At 70.8% G+C, this 1,920-nt stretch carries 3 protein-coding genes; all 3 read right to left on the bottom strand.

Going from position 1 to position 1,920, the window contains the following annotated elements; genetic code table 11:
* Positions 1–99 precede the first annotated feature (99 nt).
* From truB to ACFWEP_RS34390, 3 genes are read right to left on the bottom strand one after another with little or no spacing between them, the layout of a single operon-like run.
* Complete coding sequence (gene truB, locus ACFWEP_RS34400; RefSeq protein WP_387376196.1) at positions 100–999, bottom strand: tRNA pseudouridine(55) synthase TruB; 900 nt, start codon at positions 997–999, stop codon at positions 100–102.
* Complete coding sequence (gene rbfA / locus ACFWEP_RS34395; protein WP_327178285.1) at positions 996–1,439, bottom strand: 30S ribosome-binding factor RbfA; 444 nt, start codon at positions 1,437–1,439, stop codon at positions 996–998. Before rbfA ends, truB begins: the two co-directional genes overlap by 4 nt.
* Before the next feature lie 23 nt (positions 1,440–1,462).
* On the bottom strand, positions 1,463–1,759 hold the full coding sequence (locus ACFWEP_RS34390; RefSeq protein ID WP_266709805.1) for a DUF503 domain-containing protein: 297 nt from the start codon (positions 1,757–1,759) through the stop codon (positions 1,463–1,465).
* Between the last annotated feature and the right edge of the window lie 161 nt (positions 1,760–1,920).

Raw genomic sequence — 1,920 nt, 5'->3', positions numbered from 1 at the left:
GTGCGCACCGGACGGGAGACAGGCCGTCGAAGAAGCCTGTGCGAGGAAACCGCGGGACAACGCCCCGCGAGGGCCGGTGACGGCTCACCCGCACCCCGCTCAGGCGAAGACGGCGAGGCTCTTGGCCTTGCCCTTCTCCTCCTCCACCAGCACCAGGAAGGCGCCGTCCGGCCCGAAGACCGCGACCGGACCCGGCGGGTACGCCGGCATGTCCAGCCGGACCCCGTTGAGCAGCAGCTTGGCCCGCTTCTCGTCCACGTCCCAGCGCCGGAACGCCGACGCGGCGGCCTCGGCCACCGGCATCACGGTCAGTTCCTGCTGGTGCTGGTCGAGTGTCCGGGCCACGTCGATGCCGTACGGGCCGACCCGGGTGCGCCGCAGCGCGGTCAGGTGCCCGCCGACGCCGAGCCCGGCGCCGAGGTCCCGGGCGAGGGCCCGGATGTACGTCCCCGAGGAGCAGACGACGGAGACGACCAGGTCCAGCACCGGGGTGCCGTCCTCGGCGACCGCCTCGCGGACGTCGTACAGGCGGAACGAGGAGACCGTCACCGGACGGGCCGGGATCTCGAACTCCTCGCCGCCGCGCACGCGCGCGTACGACCGCTTGCCGTCGATCTTGATGGCGCTGACCTTGGACGGGACCTGCATGATCGGCCCCGACAGTGCGGCGATGCCGGCGTCGATGGCCTCACGGGTGACCTTCGAGGCGTCGGTGGACGAGGTGATCTCGCCCTCGGCGTCGTCGGTGACGGTGTCCTGGCCGAGCCGGATCGTACCGAGGTACTCCTTCTCGGTGAGCGCGAGGTGGCCGAGCAGCTTGGTGGCGCGTTCCACGCCGAGCACCAGTACCCCGGTCGCCATCGGGTCCAGCGTGCCTGCGTGGCCGACGCGCCGGGTGCGGGCGATGCCGCGCATCTTGGCGACGACGTCGTGCGACGTGAAGCCGGACGGCTTGTCGACGATGACAAGGCCGTCCGGCGTCTTGATCTGCTCTGTCATGCGGAGGTGTCGTCCTCGTCCTCCGGCTTGCGGTACGGGTCGGCGCCGCCTGCGTACGTGGCGCCCGAGGACGCCTCGCGCACCTTGGCGTCCGAGGCCCGCACCTGGTCGAGGAGGTCCTCGATCGCCTTGGCGTTGCCCGGCAGGGCGTCCGCCACGAAGGCGAGGGTGGGGGTGAACTTCGTCCCCGCCGCCGCTCCGACCGCCGACCGCAGAACACCCTTGGCGCTCTCCAGGCCGGCCGCCGCGCTGGCCCGGTCCTCGTCGTCGCCGTAGACCGTGTAGAAGACCGTGGCCTCCCGCAGGTCACCCGTGACGCGGGTGTCCGTGATCGTCACATGGGTACCCAGCCGGGGGTCCTTGACCCCGCGCTGCAGTTTCTCGGCGACCACCTGCTGGATGAGGTCCGCCAGCTTCTTCGCCCGCGCGTTGTCGGCCACTGGTCCGTCTCCTTCTGCCTTGCTCAATCGTCTTCGTCGCTGTGCAGCCGCCGCCGTACGGACAGCAGCTCCACTTCCGGCCGGCCGGCGACGAGTCGCTCGCACCGGTCCAGCACGTCTGTGAGGTGCCGGGTTTCCCCGGAGACCACGGCGAGGCCGATTTCGGCCCTGCGATGGAGATCCTGATCGCCCGTCTCCGCCACGCTCACCGCGAATCTGCGCTGGAGCTCGGCGACGATCGGCCGGACGATGGAACGCTTCTCCTTCAACGACCGTACGTCGCCGAGGAGCAGATCGAAGGACAGAGTCCCCACATACATGGATGTCCGGATGTCCCGCCGGTTCGGGTTCGCGCCCTGCTCACGCGTGGCAGGGACACAAGAACCGTACACGGAACGGCCGGGGGCGGGAGGGGGGAATAACAAAAGCCCCGCGGGCCCCCCAGGTGTGGGTAGGGGGTGCCCGGCCGCGGGAGGCCCAA

The sequence above is a fragment of the Streptomyces sp. NPDC060198 genome (assembly GCF_042728415.1).
Lineage (GTDB): Bacteria > Actinomycetota > Actinomycetes > Streptomycetales > Streptomycetaceae > Streptomyces.
This window is presented reverse-complemented; position numbering and strand designations above follow the sequence as displayed.

Excerpts from the sequence above, each read along its gene's own strand:
- truB (WP_387376196.1), bottom strand. The coding sequence starts at position 999 with ATGACAGAGCAGATCAAGACGCCGGACGGCCTTGTCATCGTCGACAAG.
- ACFWEP_RS34390 (WP_266709805.1), bottom strand. The coding sequence starts at position 1,759 with ATGTATGTGGGGACTCTGTCCTTCGATCTGCTCCTCGGCGACGTACGG.